This window comes from Mycolicibacterium agri (assembly GCF_002553505.1).
GTDB lineage: Bacteria > Actinomycetota > Actinomycetes > Mycobacteriales > Mycobacteriaceae > Mycobacterium > Mycobacterium agri.
This window is the reverse complement of sequence record NZ_PDCP01000012.1, coordinates 89391-104972: the sequence shown is the minus strand read 5'-3', so window position 1 is coordinate 104972 and position 15582 is coordinate 89391. Positions and strand designations below refer to the sequence as shown.

At 67.6% G+C, this 15582-nt stretch carries 14 protein-coding genes and 1 pseudogene; 10 read left to right on the top strand and 5 right to left on the bottom strand.

Annotation, left to right across the window (positions count from 1 at the left end; genetic code table 11):
- Positions 1-79: 79 nt before the first annotated feature.
- From CQY20_RS09020 to CQY20_RS09010, 3 genes are read right to left on the bottom strand one after another with little or no spacing between them, the layout of a single operon-like run.
- On the bottom strand, positions 80-1918 hold the full coding sequence (locus tag CQY20_RS09020; RefSeq protein WP_097939733.1) for an oligopeptide ABC transporter ATP-binding protein OppD: 1839 nt from the start codon (positions 1916-1918) through the stop codon (positions 80-82).
- Entirely contained in the window at positions 1915-2844 is a 930-nt protein-coding gene (locus tag CQY20_RS09015; RefSeq protein WP_097939732.1) for an oligopeptide ABC transporter permease OppC, read from the bottom strand. The genes CQY20_RS09020 and CQY20_RS09015 overlap by 4 nt, the downstream gene beginning before the upstream one ends.
- Positions 2841-3818, bottom strand: a complete 978-nt coding sequence (locus CQY20_RS09010; protein ID WP_097939731.1) for an oligopeptide ABC transporter permease OppB — start codon at positions 3816-3818, stop codon at positions 2841-2843. Before CQY20_RS09010 ends, CQY20_RS09015 begins: the two co-directional genes overlap by 4 nt.
- A gap of 203 nt (positions 3819-4021) precedes the next feature.
- Here CQY20_RS09010 and CQY20_RS09005 point away from each other — a divergent pair, with 203 nt between their 5' ends.
- The 3 genes from CQY20_RS09005 to CQY20_RS08995 all read left to right on the top strand — a co-directional run bounded on the left by CQY20_RS09005 (position 4022) and on the right by CQY20_RS08995 (position 5007).
- Positions 4022-4288 carry a hypothetical protein gene (locus tag CQY20_RS09005; protein ID WP_133119050.1) on the top strand — a complete coding sequence of 89 codons (267 nt, stop codon included), beginning with the start codon at positions 4022-4024 and terminating at the stop codon, positions 4286-4288.
- A 211-nt stretch (positions 4289-4499) separates the two neighbouring features.
- Entirely contained in the window at positions 4500-4706 is a 207-nt protein-coding gene (locus tag CQY20_RS09000; protein ID WP_234816161.1) for a hypothetical protein, read from the top strand.
- 64 nt (positions 4707-4770) lie between these two features.
- Positions 4771-5007, top strand: coding sequence for a hypothetical protein (locus CQY20_RS08995; protein ID WP_097939729.1), 237 nt, complete (start codon positions 4771-4773; stop codon positions 5005-5007).
- Positions 5008-5025: 18 nt separating this feature from the next.
- On the opposite strand, the gene CQY20_RS08990 is transcribed toward CQY20_RS08995, so the two are convergent.
- Complete coding sequence (locus tag CQY20_RS08990; RefSeq protein WP_097939728.1) at positions 5026-5544, bottom strand: hypothetical protein; 519 nt, start codon at positions 5542-5544, stop codon at positions 5026-5028.
- A 191-nt stretch (positions 5545-5735) separates the two neighbouring features.
- Between CQY20_RS08990 and CQY20_RS08985 the strand changes: the two genes are divergently transcribed.
- The 6 genes from CQY20_RS08985 to CQY20_RS08960 all read left to right on the top strand — a co-directional run bounded on the left by CQY20_RS08985 (position 5736) and on the right by CQY20_RS08960 (position 13750).
- Complete coding sequence (locus CQY20_RS08985; protein ID WP_097939748.1) at positions 5736-6440, top strand: response regulator transcription factor; 705 nt, start codon at positions 5736-5738, stop codon at positions 6438-6440.
- Complete coding sequence (locus CQY20_RS08980; protein WP_097939727.1) at positions 6418-8028, top strand: sensor histidine kinase; 1611 nt, start codon at positions 6418-6420, stop codon at positions 8026-8028. The genes CQY20_RS08985 and CQY20_RS08980 overlap by 23 nt, the downstream gene beginning before the upstream one ends.
- Positions 8029-8128: 100 nt before the next feature.
- Positions 8129-9937, top strand: coding sequence for a glycosyltransferase family 39 protein (locus tag CQY20_RS08975; protein WP_097939747.1), 1809 nt, complete (start codon positions 8129-8131; stop codon positions 9935-9937).
- Between the two features lie 56 nt (positions 9938-9993).
- Entirely contained in the window at positions 9994-11256 is a 1263-nt protein-coding gene (locus CQY20_RS08970; protein ID WP_097939726.1) for a bifunctional glycosyltransferase family 2/GtrA family protein, read from the top strand.
- Between the two features lie 27 nt (positions 11257-11283).
- Positions 11284-13176 carry an ArnT family glycosyltransferase gene (locus CQY20_RS08965; RefSeq protein ID WP_097939725.1) on the top strand — a complete coding sequence of 631 codons (1893 nt, stop codon included), beginning with the start codon at positions 11284-11286 and terminating at the stop codon, positions 13174-13176.
- A gap of 82 nt (positions 13177-13258) precedes the next feature.
- Positions 13259-13750, top strand: a complete 492-nt coding sequence (locus CQY20_RS08960) for a beta-class carbonic anhydrase (protein WP_097939724.1) — start codon at positions 13259-13261, stop codon at positions 13748-13750.
- Positions 13751-13963: 213 nt separating this feature from the next.
- On the opposite strand, the pseudogene CQY20_RS08955 reads toward CQY20_RS08960, so the two are convergent.
- Positions 13964-14387, bottom strand: a pseudogene (locus CQY20_RS08955) (PaaI family thioesterase).
- Between the two features lie 227 nt (positions 14388-14614).
- Here CQY20_RS08955 and cysD point away from each other — a divergent pair.
- Positions 14615-15544 (top strand): sulfate adenylyltransferase subunit CysD, encoded by a 930-nt coding sequence (gene cysD / locus CQY20_RS08950; RefSeq protein WP_097939723.1) that lies wholly within the window; start codon positions 14615-14617, stop codon positions 15542-15544.
- Positions 15545-15582: the final 38 nt, after the last annotated feature.

Here is a 15582-nt window from a genome sequence, read left to right as displayed (position 1 = left end):
CGCACAATCGCACCGATGCCGCGGCCTGAATGCGATTCTGTGTCTGCTCGCGCCCGTTTAAGATCCATGGGCATCGACTTTAGCGGCGGTCGGGTTCGGGTTGCGGCACCGCGGCCAGCAACTTGCGAGTGTATTCGTGCTGCGGCCGCGTGAACACTTGATCGCCGTCGCCCTGCTCGACGATCGTGCCCTTGTACATCACCGCCACCCGATGCGCGAGGTGCTTGACCACCGACAGGTCATGCGAGACGAACAGATACGACAGCCCGAACCGGTCCTGCAGATCCAGAAGCAGGTTGATGATGCCCGCCTGGATCGACACATCGAGCGCCGAGACCGGCTCGTCGAGCGCCAGGATCTTGGGCTGCAGCGCCAACGCGCGGGCGATGCCGATGCGCTGCTTCTGGCCGCCGGAGAACTCGGCGGGGTAGCGGCTGGCGTCGGCGCGCCGCATGCCGACGATCTCCAGCAGCTCGGCGACCCGGTCGTCGATGCGCTTCTTGTCGATCCCGTTGGCCGCCAACGGTTCCGCAAGCACCTCGAAGACCGGCAGCCGCGGGTCCAGCGACGCGACGGGGTCCTGGAACACCACCTGCAGATCGCCGCGCAGGGCCCGCCGCGCCGAGGCGGAAAGTGTCGCCACGTCGTGGCCGAGCACCTCGATGGAGCCCGCCTGCGGCTTCGACAAATCCAGGATCTGGTGCAGCGTCGTCGACTTGCCCGACCCGGATTCGCCGACGATGCCCAGGGTCCGGCCCTGTTGAAGCTCGAAGCTGATGCCGTCGACGGCGCGCACCTCGCCGATCGTGCGGCGCAGCACCACGCCCTTGGTCAGCTTGTAGGTCTTCACCAGATCCCGCACCCGCAACACCACGGGCGCGTCGGTGCCGACCTGATCCGCGGCGGCAGGGGTCGTCGACACCCCGTAGATCTCGGCGGCGCTGCGCCCGGCGACGTGTTCGGTCCGGATGCAGGCGGCGCGATGGTCGGGGCCGACCTCGATCAACTCCGGCTCGGCGGCGCGGCACTCGTCGATGGCCAGCGGGCAGCGCGGCGTGAACGGGCAGCCGGGCGGCAACGCGGCCAGCGACGGCGGCGCTCCCGGAATCGGCACCAGCCGCGCACCCTGGGCGGCGTCGAGTCGGGGCACCGATCCCAGCAGCCCCACCGTGTAGGGCATCCGGCGGTCACGGTAGAGGTCACGCACGGATGCCGTCTCCACCGGCCTGCCCGCGTACATCACCAGCGCGCGGTCGGCGAACTCGGCGACCACGCCGAGGTCGTGGGTGATGATCAGCACGCCCGCGCCGGTGACGTCGCGGGCGGTCTTGAGCACCTCGAGGATCTGCGCTTGCACGGTGACATCCAGCGCGGTGGTCGGCTCGTCGCAGATCAACAGGTCGGGGTCGTTGGCGATGGCGATCGCGATGACCACGCGCTGGCGTTCGCCGCCGGACAGCTCGTGCGGAAAGGCGCGTGCCCGCCGTTCCGGCTGGGCGATGCCGACGAGGTCCAGAAGTTCGACGGCGCGGGTCCGCGCGGCCGCGCGGCTGGTGTCGGGGTTGTGTACGCGGATCGCCTCGGCGATCTGGTCGCCGACGGTGTAGACCGGGGTGAGCGCCGACATCGGGTCCTGAAACACGGTGCCGATCGTCTTGCCGCGGATGCGCGACATCCGCTCGTCGGAAAGGCCGAGCAGTTCATCGCCGTGCAACCGCACCGATCCCGACACCTCGGCGTACGCGGGCAGCAGTCCCACCACCGCCATCGCGCTCGCCGACTTACCTGCACCCGACTCGCCGACCAGCGCGACCACTTCACCCTTGTCGACGTGATAGTTCATGCCGCGCACGGCCGTCACCCGCTCGGTCTCGGTCGGGAAGGCCACCGTCAGGTCACGCACTTCCAGCAGGCTCACCCGCGACTCCTCCGCAGCGGACGCGCGCTCGGATCCAGTGCGTCCCGCAACCCGTCGCCAACGAGGTTGGCGCACAAGATGATCAACACCAGCACCCCGGCGGGGAACAGGAACACCCACGGGAACGTCGTCGCCGAGTTGGTGCCGTCGGCAATCAGAGTGCCCAGCGACACGTCCGGCGGCTGGATGCCGAAGCCCAGGAAGCTCAACCCTGTCTCGGCGAGGATGGCGGTGCCGACGTTGAGCGTGGTGTCGATGATCAGTAGCGACGCGACGTTGGGCAGGATGTGCCGGATGATGATCCGCGAGCCGCCCACGCCCATATACCTTGCTGCCACCACGAATTCGCGTTCCCGCAGGCTCAGCGTCATACCCCGCACAATGCGGGAACTGATCATCCAGCCGAACACCGAGAACAAGATGATCAGCCAGAACACGCGGTCGGCGGCGCCGAGGCGCGGTGTGACGATCGCGACCACGATGAAGCTGGGCACCACCAGCAGCAGATCGACGATCCACATCAACGCGCGATCGCGCCAGCGGCCGAAATAGCCCGCGATCGCGCCGACCGTCGCGGCGATGACCGTCGAGATGACCGCCACGCACACGCCGATCAGCATCGACTTCTGCGTGCCCCGCAGCGTCAGCGCCAGCAGATCCTGGCCCAACGCGTTGGTGCCGAACCAGTGTGTCGTGCTCGGTGGCTGCTGCAGCGCGTAGTAGTCCAGATCGGTGTAGCTGTAGGGCAGCAGCGGCGGCAGGGCGTAGCAGCCGACGAAGAACAACACCAGGATGGCCAACGCCACCACCCCGGGCTTGTTGCGTAAGAAGCGGCGCCACACCAGCGTTCGCCGTGACGCGAACTTGGCGGCGTCCAGCCCGGACTGCGCAGTTGTGGCGTCCTCGGTCGTGATCGGCTCGGTCATGACACCCGCACCCTCGGGTCGAGCGCGGCGTAGATGACATCGGAGAGCAGCCCCGCCAACAACACCGCGGCGCCGGTGAACACCGTCACGGCGGCGATGATGTTGGTGTCCTGCGTGGCGATGCCCTGCACCACCCATTCACCCATGCCGTGCCAGCCGAAGATCTTCTCGGTGAATACCGCTCCGGTCACCAAACCGCTTACCCCGTAGGCGAAAAGCGTCGCCATCGGGATCAGCGCGGTGCGTATACCGTGCCTGAACAAGGCCTGTCGCCGGGTGAGGCCCTTGGCGCGGGCGGTGCGGATGAAGTCCTGTCCCAGTACGTCGAGCATCGCGTTGCGTTGGTAGCGGCTGTATCCCGCGGTGCCCATCAACGCCAGCGTGAACGTGGGCAGCACCAGATGTTGCAGCCGGTCGACGAACTGGTTCCACGCCCCGCCGACCGCATCGGGGGAGGTCTCCCCGATGTATTCGAACAATTGCACGCCGAGAAGCGAATTCACCCGGTTGGCCCCGAGGATCAACAGGTTGGCGATGACGAACACCGGCGTGCTCAGCAACAACAACGACAGCACGGTGATCACCCGGTCGCTGAGGTGATACTGGCGGATGGCTCCCCACGCTCCGACGACCACACCGATGAGCGTGCCGAGCACCGCGCCGATGACCAGCAACCGCAGGCTGACGCCGACGCGCCTGCCGAGTTCATCGGCGATCGGTTGACCTGTGACCGTCGTGCCGAAGTCGCCGCGCACCGCACCGGAGGCCCACTGCACGTATCGCACCGGGATCGGCTTGTCCAGGTTGAGCTCGGCCGCCTTGGCCTGGATCACCGTCTCGGGCGGCCGCGGGTTGCGTGACAACAGGCTGTCGAGCGGCTTGAAGGACAGCGACGTCAACGTGAAGGTCAGGAACGAGGCCAGGATCAGCAGCAGGAGGTAGTTGAGCAGCCGGCGCGCCAGGAACCGCGTCATCGGCGAGGTCCCACTACAGGCATGCGCACAGGGTAAGAGATGGCTGCGCCGACGGCGCTTCAGCCCGCGACGCGGCGCGGCTAGCTAATTCCTACCCGGTCTTAAGCGCTGCTCCAGAAAAGCCCGCTTCACTGGTCCTACCTGCATGTTCACGGTTCGCCACGCAGGCGGGGCGAGTCAGCCACCCCGAATCGAGGTACGAAATGAATTCACAAAATCGAAATACCGCCAAGTTGGCCGCCGCAGTGATCGGCGGCAGCGCCATGGTGATTATGGGCGCCGTCGCGATGACGATCGACCAGCAAGCGGTCCATACCGGCCAAACCGACGTCGCATCGGTGGGCAAGATGACAATTCCCGCCACGACCACCGCTTCGGGCAAAGCCGACACGGTCGTAGCGACATCGTTCGCGGTGCCGTCCATCAAGGGGCCCGCGCCGCTGCCCAAGGAGGAAGCGGCCGCCGAGTAGCGGCCGTCAGCCCGCCCGACGACGTTTTAGCGCAGACCCCTCCGGCTACCCCTCCCGGAGGGGTCGTCGGCGGCCCCTTTTTACACACTGTTCGACCCGCCGTCCCGATCGACGGGACGGATGACCGAAGACCGTGTGGGGGTGGTCACAGGTGAACTCGAAACAGTTAAAGTTGGCGTCGGCGGGGGTCGGTGCCGGTGCCGTAGTGGCCATGGGGGCCCTGGGTGTGGCATTCAGCGACGTGAGCGCCGCTGAAGAGCCGACGCCCGTGCCACCCGGCCCGGTGACAACGTCGGAGATCACAACCGGCGAGACGGTCACCGACACGACGGAGATGGAGGGTCCGCAGACCTCCGTCGTAGTGCCACCGATCACTACGACTCCGTCGACTTTCCCGCCGACTGCGGAGCAGCACTAACTCTGCACGCCTGCGCGTAAAGGGCCGAAGAGAAAAGGGCGCAAGAGAAAAGGGGAGTTGTCACATGATTTCGCAGAAATTGAAAGTGGTGTCCGCCGCTGTCGGCGCCAGCGCGGTGGTCGCGATGGGTGCGCTGACGGTGGCCCTGAGTAGCGGCGACAGCGGTTCGACCACCTTCGTGTCCGACCCGCACATGACGATGGGCGAGACCAGCACCGTCGAGAAGGCGGGGACCGAGGTGGAGACGTCGGTCGCGGTACCCGAACACACGGCCGAGCCGCCGGACGGCTTCGGCCCGTAACCGGCTGATCGCACCTGATCAGTTGCCCGGCGGTGGCGCGCTGCCGATGCGGTTGAGCGTCACCGTCGAGCCGGTGCGTGTCGCCTCCACGGTGACGGTGCTCTCGGGGTCGAGTTGTCGCGTGGAGGCCGCCGCGGTGGACGGAAACTGGTAGATCTGGGTGAATCCGTCGTCGCTGCGGATGACGACCTCCTTCGGGGTCACCTCGTCGACGATCCCCGTTTGTGTCAGCTTGGTGATGAAGCCGCCGTGCCCGTCGGGCACGACGTACTCACCGTGCAGCGCCCCGACGACGCCCGGCTCAGGCGGTGCCTGCGGCGCGGGCGCGGCCGCCGGCACCGGCGGCGCGTTGACGTCGCGAAACGGCGCGGCGTGCGACGGAGCGTTCGCGATATGCGGCGGTCCGCCCATGCCGCGCGGCTGCCCCTCGGTGGCGGAGTAGACGGCCGCACCGCCCACACCTCCGATCACCAGGGCGACTCCGACGGCCGCCAGCGTCTGTCGTCGGTTCCAACTCCGGTCCTGCGGCTCGCTCACCGGTCCAATGTGCAGGCAAGACATGTGTGCGGGCTGTGAATGAGCTGGATGTCGGCTCAGCGGCGCATGCCTCACAGCTGGCACACAGAAATGGCACAGCCGGCGCTAACGGCGTAGGCGAATAATGTGTCCGTGGGCATGACGAACGGAGGCGTGTGAGCGGGAACGGCAACGAACCCGAACGCACGGTGATGCGCCGCACCGACGGCAAACCGATCCATGTGCTCGTCGTCGACGACGAACCGGTGCTCGCCGAGCTGGTGTCGATGGCGCTTCGCTACGAAGGCTGGGAGATCGCGACCGCGGGCGACGGGGCCACCGCGATCGCGCTCGCCAAGGACAACCCGCCCGATGTGGTCGTGCTCGACGTCATGCTCCCCGACATGAGCGGCCTCGAGGTGCTGCGCAAGCTGCGCGAGCGGATTCCGCGCCTGCCCCTGCTGCTGCTGACGGCCAAGGATTCGGTCGAGGATCGCATCGCCGGACTCACCGCCGGCGGCGACGACTACGTCACCAAGCCGTTCAGCCTCGAAGAGGTCGTGCTGCGGCTGCGCGCGCTGCTCCGTCGCACCGGAGTTGCCAGTGAGGCAGGCGGCGCCAAACTCGTCGTCGGCGACCTCGTACTCGACGAGGACAGCCACGAGGTCACCCGTGGCGGAGATCCGATCTCGTTGACCGCCACCGAATTCGAGCTGCTGCGGTTCATGATGCGCAACTCCAAGCGGGTGCTGTCCAAGGCGCAGATCCTGGACCGGGTGTGGAGCTACGACTTCGGCGGCCGGTCCAATATCGTCGAGCTGTATGTGTCCTATCTCCGCAAGAAGATTGATAGCGGCCGGGCGCCGATGATCCACACATTGCGCGGGGCCGGGTATGTCCTCAAACCCGCCAGCTGAGCGTCCAGGCCTGTTGACTCGGCTCCGATCACCGCGGACCTGGTCGCTGCGGGCCCGCCTGCTGGTCACCCAGATAGTTCTGCTGGCGGTGGTGTGCGCGGGCATCGGTGTCGCGACAGAGTTTGCGCTGCAACGCTTTTTGATGCATCAGCTAGACCAGCAGGTGATCGAGGCGGGGCGTCGCTCGGCCATCATCTACGAGCTGGGCCCGCCGCCCCCGCCGGGCTTCGGGCCACATCGGCCACCGCCGGGGACGGGCATCGGACGGCCGGACTTCCCGCGCCGCATCATCATTCGCGAAGACGACGGCCCCGGCCCCGCATTCCTCAACGCGCCCGGACAAGCCACCCGCACCGTCGGCGCTGTCATCGATCAGGGCCGACCCGTCGACGCCGGCGTCATCACCGCCGACGGCGCTCGGGCCGAAATCAGCGCGAAAGCCGCGCAGCAGCTTGCCGAGCTGGCGCCGAACCGCCACCCGGTGACCGTCGAACTCGACGGCCTCGGCCGGTACCGGGTCATCGCCAACCACTCGCGAGGACCGCAGGAGGCCATCGTCACCGGGCTGCCGACCTCCGACGTCGACGACACCCTGCTGTCCGTGCTGGTGATGTTCTGCGTGGTCGGTGTGGTCGTGCTCGGCGCCGCGGCAACGGCGGGCATCCTGATCATTCGGCGCCAACTCCAACCGCTGTCACGCGTCTCGGCGGCCGCGCGGCAAGTCGCCGATCTCGAACTGGACCGCGGCGAGGTTCGCCTGCCCACCCCGATCGTCAAGGTGGATCCGGCGAGCGCGCACACCGAAATCGGTCAACTCGGGTCGTCGCTGAACCGCATGCTGGATCGGATCGCGGGCGCACTGGCTGCACGACATGCGAGCGAGACTCGGATCCGGCAGTTCGTCGCCGACGCCAGCCATGAGCTGCGCACACCGTTGGCGGCCATCCGCGGCTACACCGAACTCGCGCAACGCAAACAAGAAGCGTTGCCCGACGACGTCGCGCACGCGATGAGCCGCGTGCAGTCCGAAACCGAGCGGATGACCCAACTGGTCGAGGACATGCTCCTGCTGGCCCGGCTCGACACCGGCCGACCACTTGAGCACGAGCGGGTCGACCTGACCCGGCTCGTCGTCGACGCCGCCAGCGACGCCCACATCGCCGCGCCGGAGCACAAGTGGTCACTCGACCTGCCCGAGGAGCCCGTCGTCATCAGGGGCGACGAAGCTCGGCTGCATCAGGTGTTGGCCAACCTGCTCGCCAATGCGCGCACTCACACCCCGCCGGGCACATCCGTCACCACCGCGCTGACGGTCGAAGACGGAACCGCGGTGCTGACCGTGACCGACGACGGTCCCGGCATTCCGAGATGGCTGCAGCCCGAGGTGTTTCAGCGGTTCGCGCGCGGCGATTCGTCGCGCTCGCGCCGCGGCGGCAGCACTGGACTCGGCCTGGCGATCGTCGCGGCGGTGGTGCGGGCCCACGGCGGCACCATCGACCTGCACAGCGGTCCCGGCAAAACCGAATTCGTGGTGCGGCTACCCGTCAATTCACAGCCAAGCCACAGCGAGGCCAAATCGGGCGCCTAGCCGCGCCGACGATGCTTGACCGGTGACCCCGCTTCTCGAGGCCGAACTGAGCCCACGCGAAGGCCGGGACGCTTCGATCGAACAAAAATCGGCCTCAGGCATGCGATTTGACGGGTGGCCGCACAGGGCTGCGCTGGGTGCGTTGCTGGTGTCGACCGCCGTGCTGTACCTGTGGGACCTGTCGGCCAGCGGGTGGGCCAACGGCTTCTACTCGGCCGCAGCGCAGGCCGGGGCGAGCAACTGGACGGCCATGCTGTTCGGATCCAGTGACGCCGCCAACGCGATCACCGTCGACAAGACTCCGGCCGCGCTGTGGATCATGGACGTCTCGGTGCGCATCTTCGGGCTGAACCCGTGGAGCATCCTGGTGCCGCAGGCCCTCGAGGGTGTGGCGGCGGTCGCCGTACTGTACGCCGCCGTCCGACGCGTCAGCGGACCGGCCGCCGCGCTGCTGGCGGGCGCTGTGATGGCGTTGACACCGGTCGCGGCCCTGATGTTCCGGTTCAACAACCCGGACGCGCTGCTGGTCCTCCTGCTCGTGATCGCTGCGTACTGCACCCAGCGAGCATGCGAAAAAGACAGCAGCCGTTGGTGGTTGGTCGGCGCTGGTGTTGCGGTCGGGTTCGGATTCCTGGCGAAGATGATGCAGGCGTTTCTGGTCCTGCCGGGATTCGTCGCGGCGTATGCGGTGGCGGGCCACCGACCCCTGCGTCGTCGGCTGCTCGACATCGCCGTCTTCGCCGTGGCGATGGTGGTCTCCGCCGGGTGGTACCTGCTGCTGGTGGAGGTGTGGCCGTCGGACTCGCGACCCTACATCGGCGGATCGCAGCACAACAGCATCCTGGAACTGACGTTGGGCTACAACGGAATCGGGCGATTGACCGGCGACGAGCCCGGCGGACTCGGCAACATGAACTTCGACGTCGGCTGGGCACGTCTGTTCGGGCATGCGATGGGCGCGGACATCGCGTGGCTGCTGCCCGCGGCGGTGATCTGCCTGGCGGCCATCGCGGTGTCCACCCGGCGCGCACCGAGAACCGATACGACCCGCGCCGCGTCGATCATCTGGGGTGGCTGGCTGCTGGTCACCGCGGTGGTGTTCAGTCTCATGAACGGCATCGTGCACCCGTACTACACGGTGGCGCTCGCACCGGCGATCGGAGCCGTCGTCGGTATCGGTTCAACCTTGTTGTGGCGCCACCGGTTTTGCCCGCCCGCGGCGACCGCCCTCGCTGGCATCGTGTTGGTCACGGCGGTGCTGGCGTGCGTGCTGCTGTCCCGCGCGGACGGATGGCTGCCATGGCTGCGCGCCGTCGTCGCCGTCGGGGGAGTGGCCGCCGCGACCCTGCTGCTCGTTTCCGGACAACTCGGCGCGACGAGCGCGCGGGCGGTGGCCGCTCTTGCTGTTGTGGTCTCCCTGGCGGCGCCAGCGGCGTACGCAGTCGCGACCGCCGCGACTCCGCACACCGGCGCGATACCGTCGGTCGGGCCTGCCCGGCATCGCTTTTCACCGATGGGGCCCGGCGGCCTGTTGAACGCGTCGACTCCCGGACCCGGCTTGACCGCGACGCTCGCCGCCGACGCGGACGACTACACGTGGGTCGCCGCCGCGCTCGGCTCCAACAACGCGGCCGGCTACCAGTTGGCCACCGGCGCGCCCGTCATGGCGGTCGGCGGCTTCAACGGAACGGATCCCTCGCCGACACTGGCAGAGTTCCAGCGGTATGTCGCCGACAACGACATCCACTACTTCATCCGCGGCCGTCTGACGTTCGGGCGCTGGGGTGCGGCGTCGTCGGGCAGTCGCGAAGCGACCGCGATCGCCGACTGGGTCGAGACACACTTCACACCGATGACGATCGACCGCGCGATCATCTACGACCTGACGCGGGGCCCGAAGAACTCATAGCTGACACATAGCTTCGACCAATAGCCTCAACAGACTGCACCCCGACGATTGGACTCATGACCGACATCGCCGTACAACCCGACGCCAGCGCAGGCCCACGGGCCCGCTTCGAGCCACGGCCGAATGCGGCGATCGTGGCGCGCGCCGCGGGCGTGCCCGTGCTCGATGTGGTGATCCCGGTCTACAACGAGGAAGCCGCGCTGGCCGACTCGGTGTATCGCCTGCACCGCCACCTGCGCGAAGAGTTCCCGTTTCCGGCCCGCATCACGATCGCCGACAATGCCAGCGTCGACGACACGCCGCGCATCGGCCGGGCGCTGGCCGCCGAGCTGCCCGACGTCCGCTTCGTCCGACTGGAGGAGAAGGGCCGCGGTCGCGCGCTGCAGGCCGTGTGGTCGAAATCCGACGCGGCCGTCCTGGCCTATATGGACGTCGACCTGTCGACCGAACTTGCCGCGCTCGCCCCGCTGGTCGCCCCGTTGATCTCGGGCCACTCGGACCTCGCGATCGGCACCCGGCTCGGGCGCGGCGCACGCGTGGTGCGCGGGCCGAAGCGGGAGATCATCTCGCGCTGCTACAACCTGATTCTGAAATCGACTCTGGCTGCCGGTTTTTCCGACGCGCAATGCGGATTCAAGGCGGTCCGCGCCGACGTGGCATATCGGCTGCTGCCGCACATCAGTGACACCGGCTGGTTTTTCGACACCGAACTGCTCGTGCTCGCCGAACGCGCCGGTCTGCGTATTCATGAGGTGCCGGTGGACTGGGTCGATGACGCCGACAGCAGGGTCGACATCGTGGCCACCGCGAAGGCGGATCTGAAGGGCATCGCCCGGTTGTTGCACGGCTTCACCAGAGGCACCATCCCGGTGCACACCCTTGCGGCGCAACTCGGCTCGACACGCGACGCTGTACCCGGGTCACTGTTGCGGCACTCGGTGCGGTTCGCCGCCGTCGGGATCGCCTCGACCGCTGCGTATCTGCTGCTGTTCATGATCCTGCACGGTCCGCTCGGCGCGCAGGCAGCGAACCTGATCGCGCTGCTCGTCACCGCGATCGCCAACACCGCAGCCAACCGTCACTTCACCTTCGGCGTGGTCGGTCGTCGCAGGGTCGGGCGGCACCATGTCGAGGGGCTCATCGTGTTCGGCATCGCGCTCGCCATCACCAGCGGGTCGCTGGCCGCCGTGCACGCGCTCATACCCGCTTCCGGCCGTTACGTCGACGCCGTCGTGGTGGTCGCGGCCAACCTGATCGCCACCGTCGTGCGGTTCCTGCTGCTGCGCGGCTGGGTGTTCCACCCGCGACGAAACCGCTGACATGCCAAACATGAGGGAATCCAAACGATGACGATCACCGCAGACCCCTACGCGCCGACGCCCGCGGCGTCAGATGACGTGCGGGAGCGCCAGCCTCGCTGGGTCAGGCCCGCGCTGCTGGCGCTGTTGACGGCCACCGCGGTGCTGTATCTGTGGGGGCTGGGCTCGGCAGGCTGGACCAACAGCTACTACGCGGCGGCGGCACAGGCGGGCACGCAGAACCTGACCGCGTGGCTGTTCGGCTCGCACGACCCGGGCAATGCGATCACCGTCGACAAGCCGCCTGCGGCGCTATGGGTGATGGCGTTGTCCGGCAGGCTTTTCGGCTTCACGCCGTTCACGATGCTGTTGCCCCAGGCGCTGATGGGTGTCGGAGCCGTTGCCTTGCTGTTCGGGGCCGTGCGACGGTGCAGCGGTCCCGCGGCGGGTCTGATCGCGGGCGGGGTGCTGGCGCTGACACCCGTTGCGGCGCTGATGTTCCGCTACAACAACCCCGACGCGCTGCTCGTGCTGCTGCTCGTGGCCGCCGCGTACTTCACCGTGCGAGCGATCGAGACGGCGGGCACGAAGTGGTTGGCGTTGGCCGGATGCGCGCTCGGTTTTGCGTTCCTGACGAAGATGTTGCAGGCGTTCCTGGTGGCGCCCGGCCTGGCGTTGGCGTTTCTGGTCGCCGCACCGGTCGGGCTGTGGCAGCGCGCCGGGAGACTTCTGGTCGGCACGGCCGCGCTGGTCGTATCGGCGGGCTGGTATGTGGCGCTGGTGAGCCTGTGGCCTGCCCAGTCGCGGCCGTACATCGGCGGATCGACCGACAACAGCCTGCTGCAATTGGCGCTGGGCTACAACGGGCTTCAACGCATGATCGGCCATGGTGGGCCAGCCGGTGGCGGTCCTCCTGGCCCACCGCCCGGCGGGCACGGTGGTCCCGGGGCGATGGGGAATCTGTTCTTCGGCGGCGAGCCGGGTATCGGTCGGATGTTCGGCATGTCGATGGGCACCGAGGCGTCGTGGCTGCTGCCCGCCGCGCTGATCGGTCTGGCCGCGACGCTGTGGTTGACCCGGAAGGCCGCGCGCACGGACGCGGTTCGCGCCAGCCTGCTGCTTTGGGGCGGTTGGCTGCTCGTGACCGCAGCGGTCTTCAGCTTCATGGACGGCACCATCCACCCGTATTACACGGTCGCGCTGGCCCCGGGAATCGCTGCGGTGCTGGGCATCTCGGTGTGTGAGCTGTGGCGGGTGAGGGAGCGGCTGTGGGCGCGGCTGGTGCTGGCGACGATGTCGGCGGCGACGGGTGTGTGGGCCTGGGTGCTGTTGGGCAGAACCCCCGAATGGCTGCCGGCGCTGCGCTGGATCGTGCTCGTCGGGTCGCTGGTCGCGGCGGTGATGCTCGTCGTCGGCGCGCAGCGGCGCGGGCGCACGGTGGCCGTCATGGCCGCGGGCGCAATCGTTTTCGCTTCGGCAGCGCCGGCCGCCTATGCCGTCGAAACCGTCGCGACCCCGCACAACGGGCCGATCTCGATGTCCGGGCCGAGTAAGGGACACGCGTTCGGGCCAGGACCGGGCGGGCCGGGCGGCCACATGGTCGACAACGCCGCGCTGGCGGAGTTGGTGCAGGGACGCGCCAACCGTTGGGCCGCAGCGACAATCGGCTCGTTTCTGGCCAGCGACCTCGAACTCAACACCGGCGCGTCGATCATGGCGATCGGCGGGTTCACCGGCGGTGACAATTCGCCGACGCTGGCGCAGTTCCAGGACTACGTCGCCAACCACGAAGTGCGGTATTTCATCGACGGTGGACATTTCGGCCCGCCGGGGCACCGCAACCACGGCGCGGCCGGCGAGATCACCGCGTGGGTGAAAGCGCACTTCACACCGGTGGAGGTCGGCGGTGCCACCGTCTACGATCTCCAACAATCGGCGTGATTCTGACCCGTGGCGCGGCTTGCCCGTGTTGTTATCGTCGGGTTGTTTGCGAGTGCACTGTGCGGACGAACAGGAGTCTCCAATGACGGTGACCGACGAGTACCTGAAGAACAACGAGGAGTACGCGAAGAGTTTCTCCGGCCCGCTGCCCATGCCGCCGAGCAAGCATGTCGCGGTGGTGGCGTGCATGGACGCCCGTCTCGACGTGTACCGGATCCTCGGTCTGAAGGACGGCGAGGCCCATGTCATTCGCAACGCCGGCGGTGTCATCACCGACGACGAGATCCGTTCGCTGGCGATCAGTCAGCGGCTGCTGGGCACCAGGGAGATCATCCTCATCCATCACACCGACTGCGGCATGCTGACGTTCACCGACGACGAGTTCAAGCGGCAGATCCAGGAGGAGACCGGCATCAAGCCGGAGTGGGCGGCGGAGTCGTTCGCCGATCCTGAGGAGGATGTGCGTCAGTCGATCCGGCGGATCAAGGCCAGCCCGTTCGTCACCAAGCATGAGTCCCTGCGCGGGTTCGTCTTCGATGTGGCGACCGGAAAGCTGAAGGAAGTGACGGCCTGACCCGCGCAGCGGGAAACCTCTCCCCGTAGCGGCGGCCCTTCCCCGTAGCGGCGGTCCTTCCCCGTAGCGGCGGTCCTTCCCCGTAGCGGCGGTCCTTCCCCGTAGCGGCGGCCCTTCCCCGTAGCGGCGACCGTGCGTGTCTGCGGCCGACACGCCGACAAAATTCGGGAGTTTGCGCACGCTCGCGGGCCTGGCGAGCGCGCGTCAGCCCGCTCAGCCGATCTTGTAGGTGGCGATAGCCTTCGCCACCGGTTCACCGTCGGGCGTCACGACGTCGACGTCGACGTTGACCAGCGTCTTGCCGCGCCGCAGCACACGGCCCACGCCGATGAGATCGGTCGACCGCGCCGGCGCCAGGAACTGCATCGCCATCGACGTGGTGACACCGCGCAGCGAGGCGGGTACCTCGGCGCCGGCAGGCGGCGGCCATCACCGTGATGTCGGCCAGCGTGGCGATCGCGCCGCCGTGCACCATGTCGCCGACCGTCACGTTCGTCGGGTCGAACGGCATCCGCAACCGCACCTCGTCGCCTTCGAGCACCTCGGCGACGACGCCCAGTTTGGCGGCGAACGGCGAAGCGGGGATGAATTGCGCCATGACCTCGGCGCCGGTCTGAGCTGCTGCGGGAAGGGACATACCTCCCAGTATTGGGGCCACCGCAGGCAGATCAATTACCTCAGAGGTAACGACCAGCGACACCCCCCGTATCCGCGACCGGGCGTGTTTGCGGCCGACACGCCGGCAAAATCGGTGAGTTCTCGCACGCTCGGCGAGCGAAATTATTGACATCGCAGGCCAGCGCTGGTTCCATGACGAGTTAAGCCTATTATTCTGGTTAGATCTACCAACTTTACGAGGAATAAATGACGATCTTGCAGGAGCCTGCGCAGGCTTCCGGCCGATACGAGCTGAGCCATTTACGGGCGCTCGAGGCCGAAGCGATCCACATCATTCGCGAGGTCGCCGCTGAGTTCGAGCGTCCGGTGCTGCTGTTCTCCGGCGGCAAGGACTCGATCGTCATGCTGCACCTGGCGCTCAAGGCGTTTCAGCCGGGGCGGCTGCCGTTTCCCGTCATGCACGTCGACACCGGACACAATTTCGAAGAGGTCCTCGCCACCCGTGACGAACTGGTCGCGGAGTCGGGCGTGCGGTTGATTGTCGCCAAGGTGCAAGACGACATCGATGCGGGCCGCGTGGTTGAGACCATCCCGTCGCGCAACCCGCTGCAGACGGTGACGCTGCTGCGCGCGATCCGCGAGAACAAGTTCGACGCGGCATTCGGCGGCGCCCGCCGCGACGAGGAAAAGGCCCGCGCCAAGGAGCGCGTGTTCAGCTTCCGCGACGAGTTCGGCCAGTGGGATCCCAAGGCCCAGCGCCCCGAGTTGTGGAACCTGTACAACGGCCGCCATCACAAGGGCGAGCACATCCGCGTTTTCCCGCTGTCGAACTGGACCGAATTCGACATCTGGTCCTACATCGGCGCCGAGAAGATCAAGCTGCCGTCGATCTATTACGCCCATCGGCGCAAGGTTTTCGAGCGCGACGGCATGCTGCTGGCCGTGCACAAGTACATGCAGCCGCGCAAGGACGAACAGGTCATCGAGAAGACCGTTCGCTTCCGCACCGTAGGCGACGTGACCTGCACCGGCTGCGTCGAGTCCATCGCGGCCACGGTTTCGGAGGTCATCGCCGAGACCGCGGTGTCGCGGCTCACCGAACGCGGCGCCACCCGGGCCGACGACCGAATCTCCGAGGCGGGGATGGAGGATCGGAAGCGCGAGGGATACTTCTGATGAGCGCTTGCGCGAAGAAGGGGGAGCACGGATGAGCG

Excerpts from the sequence above, each read along its gene's own strand:
- CQY20_RS08985 (WP_097939748.1), top strand. The coding sequence starts at position 5,736 with ATGCGCCGCACCGACGGCAAACCGATCCATGTGCTCGTCGTCGACGAC.
- cysD (WP_097939723.1), top strand. The coding sequence starts at position 14,615 with ATGACGATCTTGCAGGAGCCTGCGCAGGCTTCCGGCCGATACGAGCTG.
- CQY20_RS09015 (WP_097939732.1), bottom strand. The coding sequence starts at position 2,844 with ATGACCGAGCCGATCACGACCGAGGACGCCACAACTGCGCAGTCCGGG.
- CQY20_RS09010 (WP_097939731.1), bottom strand. The coding sequence starts at position 3,818 with ATGACGCGGTTCCTGGCGCGCCGGCTGCTCAACTACCTCCTGCTGCTG.
- CQY20_RS08960 (WP_097939724.1), top strand. The coding sequence starts at position 13,259 with ATGACGGTGACCGACGAGTACCTGAAGAACAACGAGGAGTACGCGAAG.
- CQY20_RS09005 (WP_133119050.1), top strand. The coding sequence starts at position 4,022 with ATGAATTCACAAAATCGAAATACCGCCAAGTTGGCCGCCGCAGTGATC.
- CQY20_RS08975 (WP_097939747.1), top strand. The coding sequence starts at position 8,129 with ATGCGATTTGACGGGTGGCCGCACAGGGCTGCGCTGGGTGCGTTGCTG.
- CQY20_RS09000 (WP_234816161.1), top strand. The coding sequence starts at position 4,500 with ATGGGGGCCCTGGGTGTGGCATTCAGCGACGTGAGCGCCGCTGAAGAG.
- CQY20_RS08995 (WP_097939729.1), top strand. The coding sequence starts at position 4,771 with ATGATTTCGCAGAAATTGAAAGTGGTGTCCGCCGCTGTCGGCGCCAGC.
- CQY20_RS08980 (WP_097939727.1), top strand. The coding sequence starts at position 6,418 with ATGTCCTCAAACCCGCCAGCTGAGCGTCCAGGCCTGTTGACTCGGCTC.
- CQY20_RS08970 (WP_097939726.1), top strand. The coding sequence starts at position 9,994 with ATGACCGACATCGCCGTACAACCCGACGCCAGCGCAGGCCCACGGGCC.
- CQY20_RS08965 (WP_097939725.1), top strand. The coding sequence starts at position 11,284 with ATGACGATCACCGCAGACCCCTACGCGCCGACGCCCGCGGCGTCAGAT.